Origin of the sequence: Nocardiopsis sp. JB363, from assembly GCF_900143625.1 — a bacterium.
GTDB lineage: Bacteria > Actinomycetota > Actinomycetes > Streptosporangiales > Streptosporangiaceae > Nocardiopsis.
The window spans coordinates 72,561-87,834 of sequence record NZ_FRFF01000200.1 but is presented as its reverse complement, the minus strand read 5'-3'; the positions used below and the strand labels follow the sequence as shown (position 1 = coordinate 87,834).

Here is a 15,274-nt window from a genome sequence, read left to right as displayed (position 1 = left end):
GGGCCGGCCCGGGGTAGGGCACGGCGGGGGTGCGTGCCGCGATGGGGGCCGTGGCATCGGATCGAGGTGTCGGTCGGACGTGGGCGACGGTACATCATGCCTTGGCACGAATGCCGGGCGTTCGGGCGATTCGGGCCCAAGGACCTCAGTTCCGGTTTTCTTGCCGTCTTCTCCCGGGAGATTCCGGAAAAGAATCGATCAGTGGTCGAAGTATCGCTGAGGGTGACAGATTCGGAGGCGGTGCGCCCACGCCGGTCGGGCGGGAGGCGCGGGCCGGCGGGGTGGAGCCGGGAGGGCCGATGGAAAAGGCTTGTCCGAATGTGGCCCCAGAGGTGAGCCGGATATGTGTGGACCGAAAAGCCGTGGGGGTCGGTTTCGCGCGGCACGGTGTTCCGCGCAGCAGAGTGTTCCGTGCGGCAAAGAACCCGGGGCCGGTGGATGCGGGCACCGGCCCCGGGTCGCATGTGTCGCGGGGGAGCCTCGGCTCCGTCCGCTTCGCGCGCCGCTACTCGAAGCGCGCCCCGTTCAGGAGGTCTCGGCGGGGATGCTCCACGGCAGAGAGTCCCACAGCTCTTCCCACTCCTCGGCGCCGACCGGGTCCTCCATGTCGGCGGAGGCGGCGTCGGTGGTGTCGGCGGCGTCCTGCGCGTCGGTGGAGGCCTGTTCGGCCTGGTCCATCGCCTCGGCCATGGCCTCGCCGGCCTCCTCGACCAACGCGCCGATCTGGTCCGCGACCTCGGCGATCGCGTCCTCCACCTCGTCACTTCCCATGCCGAGGCTCTGGGCGCACTCGTCGATCGCGGCGACCTTGTCGGACTCGTCGCCGTAGTACCAGGCGGTGGCCAGCAGGCGGTCGAGGTCGGCCTCATCGAGGTCGTCCGCGTTCAGGGCCTGCTCGACGAACTCCTGACTCGCCGGGGCCATCTGCTCCTGGTCCAGGTCGGTGGAGCCGGACTCCAGGTCCACGAAGTGCTCGACCAGACAGGTCTTGGCCTCCTGAGAGGTAGTGGCCTCGGGCAGGTCGGCCTCTTGGGCACCGTCCTCGTCCGCGTCCTCTGCGGGGGTCTCGTCGGAGACCTCGTCGACCGGGGCCGTGTCGGCGCCCTCTTCCTCGGTGGTCTCCTCGTCGGTGGCGTCCTCCTCGGGAGCCTCGTCCTGCGGAGCCTGCGGGGTCACGTCGTCTTCCGGGGCCTCTTCGGGGGCGTCCTCGTTGGCCGGGGCGTCCTCAACGGGTGCCTCGTCCTCGGGGGTCGCGTCTTCCGGGGCTTCGTTCTCGGGCGCTTCCTCTTCCGGTACTTCGTCCTGCGGCGTCTCTTCCTCCGGGGTCTTCTCCTCGGGAGCCTCGGCTTCCTCGGCCTCCTCTGTCACCGGGGTCGCCGGGGCCGCCGGTTCGGCGACCGACTCGGCCATCCGGACCAGCTCGTCGCTCTCCCACCGGTCGGGCTGGAGGTGCGTGGTGACCGCGACCCCCGGGCTCGCCAACCAGAACAGGTCCCCGGTCTCCTCGGCCAGGTAGGCGCCGTGCTCGAACGTCTCGCTCTCGGGGAGCTCTTCGAGGCTCGAATCCGCGAGGTGGCTGTAGCGGCTGCTCCTGAGGTCGTCGAGTTCCTGCAGGTTCTCCGAACGCAGGACCGCGACCCGACCGTAGAGCTGGTCGGGTCCCTGAACCCACGAGAGCTGGGACCGGCTGTCGCCTTGGCGGTCGGTCGTGGAGTTGGCGTTGATCCCGTAACGGTCCAGACCCGGTGGCAGGTAGGCGATCCGGTACCCGTCGAGGCTGTAGGAGGAGACCCCCTGGCTGACGACGGGCCAGCTGAGCGCCTTCGTATCCTCATCCGCCGCGGCGGGCCCGGCGAGGCCCACCAGTCCCGATGTGGAGATGGCGGCGGCACTGAACAGCGCGACCCACCTCGTTTGGTGCTTGCGCATGCGAGTTCCTTCCCATCGACTACTACCAGTGATGATTTCAGGACTCTCAGTAGTTATCGAGGGTATTCATGGTCAAAAATCGGACATGAAGTAGCCAAATGCATTCATAGGGTGAGATTCGCCGGTCGTCTGGTGCGGTCCACCAGAAGATGGGCGGCGGATCATCGGCTGCTCTGCGTACGGTCACCAACTGGTCACCATGCGCGCTCACCCTGAGTGGGCAGTCGGCCAATCCACGCGTACATGGGAGGCCCGGTGCACCATCGCATCGGATTCGTTGTCGGAGCAGTCACGTTCTCGATGTCCGTTCTCGTGAGCCCCGCGCTCGCGGACCCGTCCACACTCGTGCGGAACGATCACGAGCCGATCGAAGTGCGGCGCGTCCACCAGAACGCGGCCACCCCACCACAGCAGACGGCGCCGACGCGCCCGCTCATCGCCGTCTCCCACCGAGGGGCGGCCGGCACCGCGCCGGAGAACACCCTCGCCGCCATCGACGAGGGACACCGACTCGGCGCGGAGACCGTGGAGATCGACGTCCAACTCACCTCGGACGAAGAGATCGTCGTGATGCACGACACGACTCTGGAGCGCACCACCGACGTCGCCGAGGTGTTCCCCGACCGGGCGCCCTACGACGTCGGCGACTTCACCATGGAGGAGATCGGTCGCCTCGACGCCGGTTCCTCCTTCGACGACGAGTTCGCCGGCGAACCCGTCCCGACCCTGCGGGAGGCCCTCGACCGACTGGAGGAGCTCGACATGAATCTGCTCCTGGAGGTCAAGGAACCCTCCCTGTACCCGGGGATCGAGCACCAGGTCTCCGTCGAACTGGCGCGCAGCCCGCACTGGCTGATGCCCAACGCGCCCGGTGAGCCCCACCGACTCGTCATCCAGAGCTTCGACTGGGAGTCCACCGAACACTCCAAGAGCCTGCTGCCGTCCGTGCCGCACGGCCTGCTCGGTCTCGTCCCGAAGGACGAGATCGCCGACCACGACTGGGCGCACATGATCAACCCCAACCACACATCCATCGACGCCGACTACGTCGCGGCCGTCCAGGACGCCGGGTTGGAGATCATGCCGTACACGATCAACGAGGCCGACGGGATGCGGCGCGTCCTGGAGATGGGTGTCGACGGTTTCATCACCGACTTCCCCGAGACCGGACGCCGGGCCATCGACGAGTTCCTGGAGGGCCGCACCGACCCGGTCTCCGACCCGGGTTCCGAGGAGTCGGGGGAGTCCGTGGAGCTCGTCTCCTGAGGCTTCCTGGGAAGGCGCACCGATGGGATGATCGGTGACGAACTCTCCGGTGCCGGGCGGTGTTCGCCGTCCGGCACCGGGCCCGGCCACGAAGCGGAGACCACGTGAGTGAACGGCTGACCATTCCCACCGAGTACGTCGACTGGCGCACGAAGGGTCTGTGGTGGCCGGGGGAACCCGTCACCCTCGACGAGTTCGCCGCCCGAAAGGACCACCTGTTCACCGGTCCGTTCACCTGGCCGCTGATGGTGCTGCGCGCTTCGGCCCTGGACCGCAACATCGCCGCGCTCGCCGACTTCACCCGCGACCACCGGCTCCTGTTCGCCCCGCACGGCAAGACCGCCATGTCACCCGTGCTCACCCAGCGCCAGCTCGACGCGGGCGCCTGGGGGATCACCGCGGCCACCGCCAACCAGGTACTGGACTTCCACCGCTTCGGGGTGCGCCGGATCCTGCTCGCCAACGAGTTGCTCGACCCGAAGGTGCTGCGTTGGGCGGCCGCCGAACTCGACACCGACCCCGACTTCGAGTTCCTCTTCTACGTCGACTCGCCGGAGGGCGTCGCCGTCGCCTCCGAGGCCGTCGCACCGCACGGCACGATGCGTGAGGGCGCACGACCGCTCCGGGTGCTGATCGAACGCGGCGTTCCGGGTGGTCGCACCGGTTGCCGGACCCGAGAGGACGTGCTGGCCGTCGCCCGCGAGGTCGCGAGTGCCCAGGGCCTGGAAACGGCCGGGGTGGCCGGATACGAGGGGCCCTTGGGTGACGCCGACGGCGTACGGGGCTTCCTCGACGACCTCCTCGGCGACGCCGCGGCCCTGGCCGGAGAACACGGGCCGACACGCCCGGTGCTGTCGGTGGGCGGCAGCGCCTGGTTCGACCTGGTCGCCGAGGCGCTGGGCGGACGCGAGGACGTCCTGCCGATCCTGCGCAGCGGCGCCTACGTCGCCCACGACGACGGCCTGTACCAGCGCACCACTCCCTACAACCGGCTGCCCGAGGGACCGGAGAGCCTCTCCGGCGCCCTGGAACTGTGGGCGCAGGTCACCTCGGTCCCGGAGGAGGGACTGGCGATCGTCGGCATGGGTCGCCGTGAGGCCAACCACGACCAGGGGTTCCCGATCCCAAGGGTGCTGCGCCGCACCGACGGCACCGTGGTCCCGGCCGAGGGGGTGGAGGTGTTCGACCTCAACGACCACCACGCCTACCTGAGGATCCCGGACGGGCTGCGTGTGCGCCCGGGCGACCTGTTCTCCTTCGGTATCTCCCATCCCTGCACGGCCTTCGACCGCTGGCAGGTGATCCCGGTGATCGATGACGACGACCGGGTGGTCGACGCGACCGCCACCTACTTCTAGGTGCCTCCGCCGGCACCGAAGCGCCGGCGGAGGCCCGAAAAGACGCTCTCTAGCCCCAGCCCTGGACGCCGGGGCGGCTGTGCCAGGGGCGGGGGCCGTCCATCGGGCGGTACTCCACTCCGGCGGCGTCCAGGCGACCCAGGTGGTGCACCAGGCGCGGTTCGAACTCGGCGTAGTCGCGTTCGTGGGTCGACCACACCTTCTCGGCGAACGCCGACAAGCGGGGGAACACCATGTAGTCGAGCCGACGGGGCGTGTCGATGTGCTCGGTCCACAGGTTCACCTGGGCGCCCAGGACGTGCTCGGCCTCCTTCTCGGTGAGGTCGGACGGTACCGGGTCGCCCGCGTACACGTCCTCCACCCGCAGCAGGGTGCCCACCGGCACCGGTTCGTCCGGGCTCTCGGACTGCTTGTAGTCCAGGTAGGAGGTGGCGGTGGGGGCCATGACGACGTCGTGGCCGGCGCGGGCGGCGGCGATACCACCCTCCTCGCCTCGCCAGGAGAGCACCGTCGCGCCCGGCGCGAGCCCTCCTTCGAGGATCTCGTCCCAGCCCAGCAGGCGGCGGCCGCGCTCGGTGAGGTGGTCGCCGAGCCGACGGATGAACCAGCTCTGCAGCTCGTCCTCGTCGGCCAGGCCCTCCTCACGGATGCGCTGTTGAGCGGACTCGCTGTTCTTCCACTGGGTCTTGGGGCACTCGTCCCCGCCCACGTGCACGTAGGGGCTCGGGAACAGTTCGATGAGCTCGTCGAAGACGTTCTTGTAGAAGTCGAGTACGTGGTCGGTGACGGCCAGTACCTCGTCGAAGATGCCCCACCGGGTTCCCACGGGGATCTCGCCGACCTCGCCGAGTTCGGGGTAGGCGTGGATGGCGGCCTGGGAGTGGCCGGGCACGTCGATCTCCGGGACCACCATGACGTGTCGTTCGGCGGCGTAGGCGACGATCTCGCGGATGTCGTCCTGGGTGAGGAACCCGCCGTGCGGGCGTCCGTCGAATACCGGGGGCTTGGTCATGCCGACCTGGCTCTCGGTGCGCCAGGAGCCCTTCTCGGTCAGCTTCGGGTAGCGGCGGATCTCGACCCGCCAGCCCTGGTCGTCGCTCAGGTGCAGGTGCAGCACGTTGAGTTTGTGCAGGGCGAGGAGGTCGATGAAGCGGAGGATCTCGCGTTTGGGCTGGAAGTGCCGGGCGATGTCGAGCATCACCCCGCGCCAACGGAAACGGGGGGCGTCGGTGACGCGCACGGAGGGCAGCTTCCAACGGTCGGAGGCTTCGCCCACGGGTGCGTCGCGGTAGGCGTCGGCGGGCAGGAGCTGACGCAGGGTCTGTGCCCCGTAGAAGACACCGGCGGGGTCGTGGCCGACGACGATGGCTCCCTCGGTGTCCACGATCAGCCGGTAGCCCTCCTCGCCCAGACCCGCGGTGGGGTCCACGCTCAGTCGGATCCGTGCGTCCTGTTCGTGGCCGATGGAGAGGGGAAGCCCGGTCGCGGCGCCGAGTTCGCGGCGCAACCAGGTCAGGGTCGGCCCGGCGGCCTGGTCCGCGGATATGCGGGTGGCGGCGTCGAGTGCCAGGCCCTCCGAGCCGTCGGCTGTGACCTCACCGGGGCGGGGGAGGAGGGAGACGGGGGAGTTGCGGGGGTTGTCAGGCACGAGGCACTGCTCCTATCCGGTCTAGACCACTATCGGACATCCTGTCACGAATCCACTCCCGGACCCAAGGGGTCGGTGTCGAAAGGTCCAATCACCCCATACCGACTTTTGACCCGCGCGGACTCTTAGGACACCGGTGATCGCGGCAGACGTAGGGACGAGGGGGCCGATGAGCGCATCGCCGAAACGACGGGGCGTGCGGACCCCGAGGGTAGGGAATGCCCGCACATGGAGGGGGTGCCGACACCACCTTGAGGACGGGGGGCGGCCCCATGGCCTGGTCACGGCCTTGTTCCGTACGGTCGTGACCGTATCCGGTTTCCGAACGGACGCGGATGGAGACAGAGTGCCGGAGGAGGCGGGGATGTCGTCGATGACACCAGGGACGCGCGGTGGCGCTCCGCGCCGACCGTGCCGGACCCGCTGATGGTCTGGCACGTGTTGATCGCGGTGGCGGGCGCCTTCAGTCTGGCGTTCGGTTCGGCGATGCAGGAACGCGATGCCGTCCGGGCCCCCGGAGGGAGAGTCGCTCGCGCGGGCTTCCTCCTGCACCTGCTGCGCCAACCCCGGTGGTTGCTCGGCAGCGGCGCGGCCGTGCTGGGCGCGACACTGCACCTGATCGCCCTCAGTGGTGCGCCCCTGACCATCATCCAGCCCATCGGGGTCACCGGACTGCTGTTCGCCATCGTGCTGTCGGCGTTCTTCAACCGTCAGAGGGTGCGGGTCTCGCAGATCCTCGCCGGGACCTCCGTCATGGTGGGTCTGGTCGGTGTCCTGTGGCTGTTCCCGCACGGTGGGCAGACCCCCGTGATGTCGAACGGAACCGCCCTGTGGCTGTCCGGGTGCGTCATCGGGGTGGGCGTCCTCGTGTACGTCACCGCCCAGTGGATGCCCAGCAACGCGCGTGCGCTCGCGCTCGCCCTGGCAGGTGGTGCCGCGCTCGGCACCACCTCCGGGTTGGCGCGGGTGGTGTCCGCCAACACCATGGCCGACCCGGTGCGCCTGTTCAGCTGGCTGACCGTGCTGGCCGTCGTCACCGCCGTGTTCGGCGCCCTGCTGTTGCAGAACGCCTACCGATCAGGTCATTTCGCCGCCGCCTACGCCACCCTGCTCATCGCCGACCCGGTGGTCGGGGTGGGCATCGGCGTCTTCCTCCTGGGGGAGGGGGTGCCCGACACCCCGGTGACGGCGACCGCGGCCGCGTTCTTCGCCGTGCTGGCGGTGCTGGGCACGGTGAGCCTGGCCCGTTCCCGGAACCGCAATCCGGAGGCCGACCCCCGCGCTTCCACGACCACCATCGCTCGCACCCGGAACCGCTGAACCGACGGCGACCGTCGCGAGCACCGCCACGTCGAACGAAGGAGTTCCCACCATGATTCACTCCGAGCGTCCACTGAGCGTGCTCATCGCGTCGGACACCTACCCGCCCGACGTCAACGGCGCCGGGTACTTCACCCACCGTCTCGCGGAGGGGCTGGCCGAGCGGGGACACCGTGTGCACGTGGTGTGCCCCTCGGAGAGGGGCGAACCGTACGTGAGGGTGAACGGGAGGGTCACCGAGCACAGACTCAGGTCCGCCCCGATTCCCTTCCAAGCGGACATGCGGGCGGCGTTGCCGTTGGGCATGGGCGGGCACATCGCCCGGCTCCTGCGCCGCCTGGACCCCGACGTCGTCCACATCCAGAGCCACTTCACCCTGAGTCGCTCGGTGCTGCGGCGGGCGCGTTCGGTGGCCGTTCCGGTGGTGCTCACCAACCACTTCATGCCGGACAACCTGTACGCGCACGCCCGGGTGCCGCACTCGATGCGGCGGGCCGCGGGCGCCGCCGCCTGGCGGGACATGGTGCGGGTGGCGATGGCGGCCGACCACGTGACCACGCCGACCCCGCGTGCGGCGGCGCTGTTGCGGGAGAAGGGGTTCGCCCGCGAGGTCGAGGCGATCTCCTGTGGGATCGACCTGGAGCGTTTCCACCCGTCGACGGATCGGGCCGGTGCGCGTGCCCGGTTCGGGTTGCCGGACCGGGACACGGTGGTGTTCGTGGGGCGGCTGGACCAGGAGAAGCGGATCGACGAAACGATCCGGGCCCTGGCGAGGATCGTGCCGGAGCGGGACGTACAGCTGGTGCTGGCCGGGACGGGGCAACGCGAGGATGAGCTGCGGGCGCTGGCGGCCCGGCTCGGGGTGGCCGACCGGGTGTTCTTCCTGGGGTTCGTGCCGGACGAGGAGCTGCCGTCGGTGTACGCGGCGGGTGACGCCTTCGCGATCGCCGGCGTGGCCGAGTTGCAGAGCATCGCGACGTTGGAGGCCATGTCGACGGGGCTGCCGGTGGTGGCGGCCGACGCGATGGCCCTGCCGCACCTGGTCTCGGAGGGGCACAACGGCTACCTGTTCCCGCCGGGGGACGACGCGGTGCTGGCCGAGCGGCTGCTCACGGTGCTCGGACCGAACCGGGAGAAGCTGGGGGAGGCGAGCCGGGAGGTGGCCTTGGAACACGACCACCACCGGTCGCTGGACCGGTTCGAGCGGGTGTACGGGAGGCTGCGCGGATGGGGTGCGGTCGGTGTGGCGGGGGAGCGTTCCCTGGTCGCCTGAGCGAGCGGTGCCCGTCGGGAGGCGCCTTCCGGAAATGCGACAAAAGCACCTAATGCCACTTTCCGTATTCTTTGCGTGGCCAACGGTGATGTTCGGGCGATACAGGAAACACCAGAGGTTGTGTGGTTCGAAGGCATCAGTGGACAGGCAGGCCTCGGCCGGAACGCCAAGAGTGGTAACGCGACCGAAGGCCTCACCGATCGGCTGCTCAGTGCCGAACGGGAGGCGGGGTTCCACGAGCGCGACATGTCGTCGTTCGAACGAGAGCGGATCGACTTGGAGCACCGGGTGAACCGGATGGAGGCCGAGCTGGAGTCCCTTCGCAAGAGAAGACTGGAAGCCTACGCTCGCTGGTGGGACGCCCGCGACGACCGTGACCGGGCCCGACACGTCTGTCGTCGGATCCGACGCAAGATCGACAAGATGCGCCGAAGAGCGCACGACGCATGAGAGCACGGGTTCCCGACAACCGACCAAGGAACGCGACACGTCCACTACGTGTCGCGTTCGACGTGTACGGGCCGGTACCTCGCCGTCACATGGTGGGTTCGTCCTTGGTGGTGAGCGGGTCGATCTCGTCCTCCACGCCGCGGGCCGCTTGCCGCAGGGCGTCCAGGGTCACCCGCATCGCGGGCCTGCGCAGCGACGCCGGCCGCAGTACCGCGTACACGTGCCGGGCCGGGGGTGAGGGCAGCTTCCGGTAGACCAGCCCCGCCGGTGCGCCCACCATCGCCAACGCCGGGACCGCGGCGATCCCGATGCCCTTCGACACCAGGCTCAGAATCGTGCCCAGCCCCTCGAACTCCCAGGTGGCGGCGGGCAGGCCGCCCACATCCGCGAACAGTGTGTCGGTGCCGTAACGCGAACGCTCGCCTTCGGGCGCCACGATCCACGACTCGTTGAGCAGACGATCCAACACCAGCGGGTACGACGGGTCCGCCAGCCGGTGATCCTCCGGGACCGCCAACACCATCGGGTCCCGCAACAGGTGGACGTGGCGCAGTCCGCTGTCCGCTCCTCGCCCCGGGTGCTTGCCGGTCCAGTCGTCGACGATCGCGATGTCGACCTCGCGGGAGCGCACCTTCTGCGTCCCGGTGGCCAGCAACGTCTGCCGCAGCACCAGCTGCATGCCCCGGTGCCGACGCAACGGCAGCGCCAACTCGGGCGCGAACGCCACCGCCGCGGTCGGGAAGGCCGTGACGGTGACCACTCCCAAAGCCACGTCCGCCTGTTCGGCCAGGACCGACTCGGCCGCCTCGACCATCGCCAGGATCTCCTCGGCCTGGATCACCAACAGCCGTCCGGCGTCGGTCAGCTCCGCACCGCGTGGAGAACGGTCCAGTAGTGCCACGCCCGTCTCCCGTTCGAGTGTGGCCAGTTGCTGGGAGACCGCGGAGGGGGTGTAGCCGAGGGCGCTCGCGGTGGCGACGATCGTGCCCCGAACACTGAATTCACGCAGCAACTGCAGGCGATGGAGATCAAGCATAAGGACATCTTACGCTCAGCATCAAAAAGCCGCGCTTGTACTGATGACGATTCCTGGGCAGGGTGGAGGGCGAGAGGTCAGACGAAGAGTGGAACAGCAGCTCAGAGGCTGACCCATCGCCTAACGTCCATATCGGAGATGAGTCACCCATGACCGTCACTGTGTCCGCCACTCTCGCCGTCAACGAAGCTCTCAACGAGAAGCGCCGCCAAGGGGTGCGTGTGCTTCCACTCGGCTTCGGCGAGGCGGGTCTTCCCGTGCACCCCGTCATGCGCGACCACCTCTCCGCGGGCAACGGAGCCAACGCCTACGGGCCCGTCGCCGGTTCGGCCGCGCTGCGCGAGGCCGCCGCCGGGTACTGGGGCCGTCGAGGTCTACCCACCGACCCGGACCTGGTCATCGCGGGCCCCGGCAGCAAGCCCCTGCTCTACAGCCTTCTTCTCGAAATCGGCGGCGACACCGCCATCGCCGCGCCCAGCTGGGTCAGCTACGCCGCGCAGAGCCGCCTGCTCGGTCAGAGCCCGATCATGGTGCCGACCGCCACCGGCCAGGGCGGCGTACCCCAGCCGGACCTGCTGCACGCCGCCGTCACCGACGCCCGCGAGCAGGGCCGCACCGTCAACGCCGTCGTCGTCACCGTCCCCGACAACCCCACCGGGACCGTCGCCGACGCAGAGACGGTCCGACGGCTCGCCGAGGTCGCTCGCGAACTCGACCTCATCGTCATCTCCGACGAGATCTACCGGGACGTCGTCCACCTCGACGCCGACGGCGAGGACCGTGTCGTCGTGCACAGTCCCGCCGAGTACGCGCCCGAGCGCACCGTCATCTCCACCGGCCTGAGCAAGAACCTGGCCCTGGGCGGCTGGCGGATCGGTGTCCTGCGCCTGCCCGACTCCGAGATCGGTCACCGGCTGCGCGGCGGACTGCTCGGTGTGGCCAGCGAGATCTGGTCCAGCCCGGCCGCGCCGGTGCAGGAGGCCGCCTCGCACGCCTTCGCCGAACCGACCGAGCTCGTCGACCACATCGACCGCAGCCGTCGCCTGCACGGCATCGTCGCCGGAGCCGTCACCGACGTGTTCGCCGCGGCCGGCGCGAACGTCGCCGCACCCAGTGCGGCCTTCTACCTCTACCCGGACTTCGAACCGGTCCGGGAACGTCTGCACGCCCTGCACGGGGTCACGACCGGGCCCGAACTCACCGGGCTGCTGCTGGAGCGGTACGGCATGGGCGTCCTGCCCGCCGTCGAGTTCGGGGAGAGCACCGACACCCTGCGCATGCGGGTCGCCACCAGCCTGCTCTACGGAGACTCCGAGGAGCGTCGCTACGCGGCCCTGTCCGCCCACGACCCGCTGGCGCTGCCGTGGATCCGCGCCCACCTGGATCGGCTCACCGAGGTGCTCGGCGGCCTGCTGGACGTGGGTCAGGGCCACGCCGCCAAGGTCATCCCGGTGCGACGCGAGGTCGCCCGGTCGGTGAACTGACCCGACCCCCACAGCTTGTGGCCGCCGCGTTTTAAGGGGGCGCGGCGGACACAACCGACGGGTCCCTCCCCATATCTCTCCCGGGGAGGGGCCCGTTCGTCATGTTCGGGGCCCGCGACGCCGAGGGGTCCGTGGATGCTGCGGGGTCACGGCCGCTGTGGGTCAAGCGCCCTGCGTCTGCGCCGACCGCTCGGCCAGTTCCCGGCTGGGAGCGATCACGGACCGGTAGTGCGCGACGAGTTCGGTGTTGACCGTGGCCCAGGTGCGGTGCTCCACCGATGGCCGGGCGGCGGCCCGCATCGGCTCGCGCACCCCGCGGTTGTGCGCCAGTCGGCCCACCGCCACCTTCAGCTCACGCGACGAGTCGGGCGCGAACAGCAACCCGTTGTGCTCGTCGGTGATCAGGTCCAGCGGGCCACCCGCGGCGGGGGCCACCACCGCGACCCCGGACGCCAGCGCCTCCTGGACGGTCTGACAGAAGGTCTCGTCGGCCCCCGTGTGCACGAACACGTCCAGCGCCGCGTACAGCCGGGACAGGTCCTGGCCGGTGCGCCGGCCGGTGAAGATCGCGTCGGGCAGCATCCGGCGCAGACGAACCAGGTCGGGGCCGTCACCGACCACCACCATCCGGACGTTGCGCAGGCGCGCCAGGTGGCCCAGCAGATCCACACGCTTGTCCTTGGACAGTCGGCCCACATAGCCGACGAGCGTCTCGCCGTTGGGGGCCAGACGGCGCCGCAGCTCCTCGGAACGGTGGTCGGGGTGGAACCGGTCGGTGTCCACCCCGCGTCGCCACAGGGCCAACCGGGGGAACCCACGGCCCGATAACGCCTCCATCGTGGCGGAGGAGGGCACCAGGGTGCGGTCCACCGCCGAGTGGACGCGGTGCAGCAACGACCAGAGCGCCTCGGTCCCGGGCAGACCGTACCGACCGGCGAAACCGGCCAGGTCGGTCTGGAACACGCCCACGGTCGGCAACGCCCAACGTCGCGCCACGTCCACCGCTGCGGCACCGAAGAAGGTGGGGGAGGCCAGGTGGACCACGTCGGGGGCGAAGGCGCGCAGGGCGGCGGTCATCGCCCGCCGCAGGGGCAGGCCCACCGCGAAGTCCCGGTACACGGGCAGGGGGACGGCAGGCAGTCGTACCACCGGGAACCCGGCGTACGAAGTGGGTCCGCGACCGGGCGCCAGCACCACGGCCTGGTGGCCCCCGGCGGCCAGGTGCTCCAGCACCCGACACACGGAATTGGTGACCCCGTTGACCTGGGGCAGGAACGACTCGGTCACGACGGCCACCCGGAGGGGGCGGCCCGATCGGGTCAGGGGGGAGGTGTCGATGAGCGGGATGATGGGGGACATGCGAGCGGGCTCCCAACGCCGGAATATCGCCACTACCAACGCTAGGCTCGGAGGGTGAACCGGGCCCCGGGTCCGAGAGAACCCGCCCCGTCGGAAGGGGGTGGGTTCGACGAGCGGACGGTGACGAGGCGTGTACGGTCGTCTGGCCGTCGCGTGACACCGGGATGGCCATGATCGTCGGAAACAGTGCAGGACACACGTTGAGGAGTCGAGCGGTGACCCTAGTGGAATGGTCGGAGCGGGTGTTCGAGGAGCTGCGATTGTCCGGGAGCGAGCCGCTCCAGAAGGCCGACGTCGATCGGATCCTCGACCTGGCCCGCGACGCCGCGCACTCCGTCGCCCGCCCCGCGGCGCCGCTCACCACCTACCTGTTGGGTGTGGCGGTCGGTAGGGGAGCGGACCCGGAGGAGGCCGCGGCCGCGCTCAGCAGGCTCGCGCTGGCCCACGCCGAGGACGACAAAACGGACTGAAGGTCCGTTCTCGGTTGGTCCAAGGCGCGCTGACGGCGACGCCCGCACGACGCAACGCGCATGTCGAACACACGTGATTCGTTCGTTACGCGTCAGTGCCATTCTTTGCCGATATCGAAATGCGCCCATCTGTGCCGATGTGACTCCGCGAACAACGGTCCACCTGTTCCACTCCCGGTTCCCTCGGCCCCACGCACACACCGAAAGGGAGATCCCCTGTGGACCAACTCCTTGAGATGGCCGACATCATCAGTGGCATCATCTGGGGGCCCTTCGTCCTCATTCCGTTGCTGTTGGGTGTCGGTGTCTTCCTCACCATCAGGCTGCGCCTTCTCCAGCTGCTCAGGCTTCCGCACTCGTTGTGGCTCGCCCTCGTCCGCCGCAAGGAGGACGACTCCGTCGAGGGCGACATCTCGCACTACCAGGCACTGAGCACCGCGCTCGCCGCCACCGTCGGTGTCGGTAACATCGCGGGCGCCGCACTGGCCATCGGTGTCGGTGGCCCGGGCGCGCTGTTCTGGATGTGGGTCATCGGCATCTTCGGTATGGCCACCAAGTACAGCGAGGCCCTCCTGGGGGTGAAGTACCGCCGCACCGACGCCAAGGGCGAGCAGAGCGGCGGCCCGATGTACTACCTGAAGAACGGCATCAAGGGTGGTCTCGGTACCTTCCTCGGTGTGGCCTTCGCGGTCTTCGGTGCCATCGCGGCCTTCGGTATCGGCAACGGCACCCAGGCCAACACCGTGGCCCAGCAGGTCAGCAGCGTCACCCCGCTGGAGCCGTGGGTCATCGGTCTCGCTCTGATGATCCTGGCCGGCGGAGTGATCCTCGGTGGCATCAAGAGCATCGGTCGTGTCGCCTCCGGTCTCGTGCCGATCATGATCATCGGTTACGTCGGCATCTGCATCGTCGTGCTCATCGCCAACTGGCAGTCGCTCCTGCCCGCGTTCCAGATGGTGTTCACCGACGCCTTCACCGGAACCTCCGCCGTCGGCGGTTTCGCGGGTGCCGGTGTCATGCTCGCCCTCCAGATGGGCTTCGCCCGCGGCATCTTCTCCAACGAGTCCGGTCTGGGCACCGGTGGTATCGCCGCCGCCGCGGCCAAGACCAAGGAGCCGGTCCGTCAGGCCATGGTCTCCATGACCCAGACCTTCATCGACACCATCATCGTGGTGAGCATGACCTGCCTGGTCATCATCGTGACCGGTGTGTGGCAGGGAGACGAGGCCGAGGACGGTTCGCTGCTGACCTCGCAGGCCATGACCGAGGGCCTGGGCGCCATCGGCCCCGGCTTCGGTGCGGCCGGCGCCTACATCGTCGCGGCCTCCGTCGCGGTCTTCGCCTTCAGCACCCTGCTCGGCTGGGCCTACTACGGCGAGCGGTGCGTGGAGTTCCTGGGCGGTCGCAAGCTGGTCCTGCCCTACCGCCTCATCTTCATCGTCATCATCTTCATCGGCTCGGTCGCCAGCCTCGACTCCGTCTGGCTGTTCAGCGACATCGCCAACGGCCTGATGGCGCTGCCGAACCTGGTGGGACTGCTTCTGCTGTCCCCTGTCGTCGTGGCCGAGACCAAGAGGTTCTTCGGCCACCCCGACTGGCGTAACCCGGACATCACCATGGACGACGTCCGGCGCTAGCCGACGCACGGACCCCGACACGGGGCGAACGCGAAGGGGGATCG

12 protein-coding genes are annotated in these 15,274 nt (G+C 69.3%); 8 read left to right on the top strand and 4 right to left on the bottom strand.

Going from position 1 to position 15,274, the window contains the following annotated elements; translation table 11 throughout:
- Positions 1-525: 525 nt before the first annotated feature.
- Complete coding sequence (locus BQ8420_RS30335) at positions 526-1,929, bottom strand: hypothetical protein (protein ID WP_087103826.1); 1,404 nt, start codon at positions 1,927-1,929, stop codon at positions 526-528.
- A gap of 300 nt (positions 1,930-2,229) precedes the next feature.
- Here BQ8420_RS30335 and BQ8420_RS30330 point away from each other — a divergent pair, with 300 nt between their 5' ends.
- Both BQ8420_RS30330 and BQ8420_RS30325 read left to right on the top strand, forming a co-directional pair.
- Positions 2,230-3,195, top strand: a complete 966-nt coding sequence (locus tag BQ8420_RS30330) for a glycerophosphodiester phosphodiesterase family protein (RefSeq protein WP_235006572.1) — start codon at positions 2,230-2,232, stop codon at positions 3,193-3,195.
- 104 nt (positions 3,196-3,299) lie between these two features.
- A complete protein-coding gene (locus BQ8420_RS30325) occupies positions 3,300-4,553 on the top strand; it encodes an alanine racemase (protein ID WP_087103822.1) in 1,254 nt (417 codons plus the stop codon).
- 49 nt (positions 4,554-4,602) lie between these two features.
- Here BQ8420_RS30325 and BQ8420_RS30320 read toward each other — a convergent pair whose 3' ends face one another.
- Positions 4,603-6,201 (bottom strand): beta-N-acetylhexosaminidase, encoded by a 1,599-nt coding sequence (locus tag BQ8420_RS30320; RefSeq protein WP_087103821.1) that lies wholly within the window; start codon positions 6,199-6,201, stop codon positions 4,603-4,605.
- 426 nt (positions 6,202-6,627) lie between these two features.
- Here BQ8420_RS30320 and BQ8420_RS30315 point away from each other — a divergent pair, with 426 nt between their 5' ends.
- From BQ8420_RS30315 to BQ8420_RS30305, 3 genes are all read left to right on the top strand, one after another.
- Positions 6,628-7,521, top strand: coding sequence for a DMT family transporter (locus BQ8420_RS30315; protein WP_087103836.1), 894 nt, complete (start codon positions 6,628-6,630; stop codon positions 7,519-7,521).
- Between the two features lie 52 nt (positions 7,522-7,573).
- Positions 7,574-8,794: a glycosyltransferase gene (locus tag BQ8420_RS30310; protein ID WP_087103819.1), complete on the top strand. Its 1,221-nt coding sequence runs from the start codon at positions 7,574-7,576 to the stop codon at positions 8,792-8,794.
- A gap of 120 nt (positions 8,795-8,914) precedes the next feature.
- Positions 8,915-9,244: a hypothetical protein gene (locus BQ8420_RS30305; RefSeq protein WP_087103817.1), complete on the top strand. Its 330-nt coding sequence runs from the start codon at positions 8,915-8,917 to the stop codon at positions 9,242-9,244.
- An 85-nt stretch (positions 9,245-9,329) separates the two neighbouring features.
- Here the strand turns inward: BQ8420_RS30305 and BQ8420_RS30300 are convergent, their stop codons facing one another.
- Complete coding sequence (locus BQ8420_RS30300; protein WP_087103815.1) at positions 9,330-10,280, bottom strand: LysR family transcriptional regulator; 951 nt, start codon at positions 10,278-10,280, stop codon at positions 9,330-9,332.
- Positions 10,281-10,429: 149 nt separating this feature from the next.
- On the opposite strand from BQ8420_RS30300, the gene BQ8420_RS30295 reads away from it, so the two are divergent.
- Positions 10,430-11,764 (top strand): pyridoxal phosphate-dependent aminotransferase, encoded by a 1,335-nt coding sequence (locus tag BQ8420_RS30295; protein ID WP_087103813.1) that lies wholly within the window; start codon positions 10,430-10,432, stop codon positions 11,762-11,764.
- A gap of 162 nt (positions 11,765-11,926) precedes the next feature.
- Here the strand turns inward: BQ8420_RS30295 and BQ8420_RS30290 are convergent, their stop codons facing one another.
- Positions 11,927-13,123 carry a glycosyltransferase family 1 protein gene (locus tag BQ8420_RS30290; RefSeq protein ID WP_087103811.1) on the bottom strand — a complete coding sequence of 399 codons (1,197 nt, stop codon included), beginning with the start codon at positions 13,121-13,123 and terminating at the stop codon, positions 11,927-11,929.
- 215 nt (positions 13,124-13,338) lie between these two features.
- On the opposite strand from BQ8420_RS30290, the gene BQ8420_RS30285 reads away from it, so the two are divergent.
- Both BQ8420_RS30285 and BQ8420_RS30280 read left to right on the top strand, forming a co-directional pair.
- On the top strand, positions 13,339-13,593 hold the full coding sequence (locus BQ8420_RS30285) for a DUF6457 domain-containing protein (protein ID WP_087103809.1): 255 nt from the start codon (positions 13,339-13,341) through the stop codon (positions 13,591-13,593).
- A gap of 218 nt (positions 13,594-13,811) precedes the next feature.
- Positions 13,812-15,230, top strand: coding sequence for a sodium:alanine symporter family protein (locus BQ8420_RS30280; protein WP_087103807.1), 1,419 nt, complete (start codon positions 13,812-13,814; stop codon positions 15,228-15,230).
- The last annotated feature ends 44 nt before the right edge of the window (positions 15,231-15,274 follow it).